The 2,398-nt window shown below is 60.2% G+C and carries 3 protein-coding genes; all 3 read right to left on the reverse strand.

The genetic code is table 11. From position 1 onward, the window contains the following. On the reverse strand, positions 1-443 hold a 443-nt coding region (locus VGP75_RS05995; protein WP_327542784.1), incomplete at its 3' end, for an antibiotic biosynthesis monooxygenase family protein. 6 nt (positions 444-449) lie between these two features. Then, positions 450-695: a MoaD/ThiS family protein gene (locus VGP75_RS06000; protein WP_327542785.1), complete on the reverse strand. Its 246-nt coding sequence runs from the start codon at positions 693-695 to the stop codon at positions 450-452. A 5-nt stretch (positions 696-700) separates the two neighbouring features. Beyond that, positions 701-2,398: xanthine dehydrogenase family protein molybdopterin-binding subunit (locus VGP75_RS06005; RefSeq protein WP_327542786.1), on the reverse strand; the 1,698-nt coding region annotated here is incomplete at its 5' end.

Genomic DNA, 2,398 nt, shown 5'->3' on the forward strand with positions numbered 1-2,398 from the left:
GCGCCATCGACCGTCGCCAATGCAATAAACTGGCCCTTGTGATTGACGCTCTCGAAGCCGCTAAAGGCAGGGTCCGCCACGGGGGCCGTTCCATAAAGTGCTATGACATGAGAGGTATCAGAGGCCGCCAAAGGTGTTACCTCGCCACCCGTCCAATGGAAAACCCGCGCGCCCACACGAATACGATAGTCGGTGAAATGCACCTGCCGCCCAGCGGTTTGCGACCGCCGGTGCGTTGCATCTTTGCGCCATGCGATAATGGCGTCTTCGCTCTCCCAAAGCTGGTGGGAAAGGATCACGTCCGTATCAGACAGAGAGGCGTAACGATCCAGAAACGCGAGGCCTCTGTGCTTGGCCAGCACCGGCCGCAACAGCGCCACATGATCGAAATAATGCGCGAGGTGTCCGGGTTTGGGGCGCACCTCAAAAAACAGCGCATGCATGCCTATTCAGCCCCCCACCATGTAAGGCATCAAGATCACCTCATTCTCAGGGCCGATTTTTGTAAACCATGCCTCGCGGTAGATCACCCCGTCCAATGCCAGCGACACACCCCGTTTGATTTGTGGTGCAAGCCCGGGATGTATGATCACAAGCTGATCCAGCAATTCCTTGAAATTGCTGGCCTCCACCTCGACCCATTCCTCGCCATCCGCGAAGCTGCGCAGCGACCCCCAGAGTTTGACGCGGACCATGCCACCTAGCCCGTGATTGCCTTCAACACACGTGGCGGCGACATCGGTAATTCCGTCAACCGCACGTTTGCCGCCCGCGAGACCGCATTCGCGATTGCGGCCAAGGGGGGTACGATCGGCGTCTCGCCCACGCCCCGCACACCGTAGGGGTGGCCTGGGTTGGGGATTTCAAGGATCACCGTTTCGATGGGCGGCAGGTCCGAAGCCACAGGAATGCGGTAGTCAAGGAAAGCAGGGTTCTGCAAACGCCCGTCCTCGCCATAGATGTATTCCTCGTTCAACGCCCAGCCGATGCCTTGGACGGCCCCGCCCTGCATCTGCCCTTCGACATAATCGGGATGCACCGCTTTGCCTGCGTCCTGAAACACCGTGTAGCGCAGGATCTTGACAGCGCCTGTTTCGGGATCGACCTCGGTATCGCACAGGTGCACACCAAAGCTGACGCCAGCACCATCGGCGTTGACCTCGTGGTGGCCTGCGATGGGCCCGCCGGTGTTGCCTGCAATGGCGGCAATCTCGGCCAAGGTCATGGGCGGATGTGTTCCCGCGTTTGGCCCTGCCGGTTTGGCAGCGCCGTCTTCCCAGATCACCGCGTCTTCGTCGATGTCCCAGATTTTTGCCACACGGCGGCACATTTCCTTGATCGCAGCGCGTGCGGCCTCGATCGTGGCAAGGCCCACGGCAAAGGTCACGCGGCTGCCATCGGTGATGTCGTTGAACCCCAGTGACGACGTGTCGGCGATCACTGTGCGCACCTTATCGTATGGCACGCCCAGTTCTTCGGCTGCCATCATCGAAATTGAAGCGCGGGACCCGCCGATATCGGGGTTGCCTTCGACTACACCTACGGTGCCATCGTCGTTGATGTTCAGCGACACACAGGTATTGCCACCGAAGTTGAACCAGAAACCACAGGACAGCCCGCGCCCCTGGTTCGGGCCAAGCGGTGCGCTGTAGTGCGGATGCGCTTTCGCCGCTTCCAGTGTTGCGACAAGCCCGATTTCGTTGAAGGTCGGCCCGTAGGACGACAGAGTGCCTTTGCGCGCAGCATTCATCAGGCGCACATCCAGCGGATCAAGGCCCAGTTCCTGACAAAGCTCGTCCACCACGCTTTCCACCGCATAGATCGCTGTGGGCGCACCGGGGGCGCGGTAGGGGATTTCCTTGGGACGGTTGGTCATGGCGTTCCAGCCGATGGTTTCGACCGCTTCCAGATCGTAGGCGGCAAAGGCGGCCTGTGCGCCCATTTCAACGGTGAAGTTGGGATAGGCCCCGCCCGAATAACGCAACTCGCCCAGCGCGGCGGTAATGCGGCCGTCTTTGGTCATACCGATCTTGATATCCATGGACGACGAAATCGTCGGCCCCGTTGCCTTCAGCACCTCATCGCGGGTCATCACGATCTTGACGGGTTTGCCCGACTTGCGCGACAGCGCGAGCGCCACAGGTTCAATAAAGGTCGATGTCTTGCCGCCAAAACCACCGCCGATTTCGGATGCAGTGATGCGCAGCTGGCTCTCTTCCACGCCCAGAACTGCGGCACAATTTGCGCGCACCATGTACTGACCTTGGGTGCAGCACCAGACCTCGCCACGGCCATCATTACCAAGGCTCGCCATGCAGGCCTGCGGTTCGATATAGCCTTGGTGGGTCGCGGCGGTTTTGAAGCTGCGTTCGATGATCTTGTCCGCCTTGGCAAAGCC

It is taken from the genome of Yoonia sp., from assembly GCF_036007805.1.
In the GTDB taxonomy this organism is placed as follows: Bacteria; Pseudomonadota; Alphaproteobacteria; order Rhodobacterales; family Rhodobacteraceae; genus Yoonia.

What these genes read in the sequence shown, in the direction of transcription:
- VGP75_RS06000 (WP_327542785.1), bottom strand. Translation starts at nt 695, where the DNA reads ATGGTCCGCGTCAAACTCTGGGGGTCGCTGCGCAGCTTCGCGGATGGC.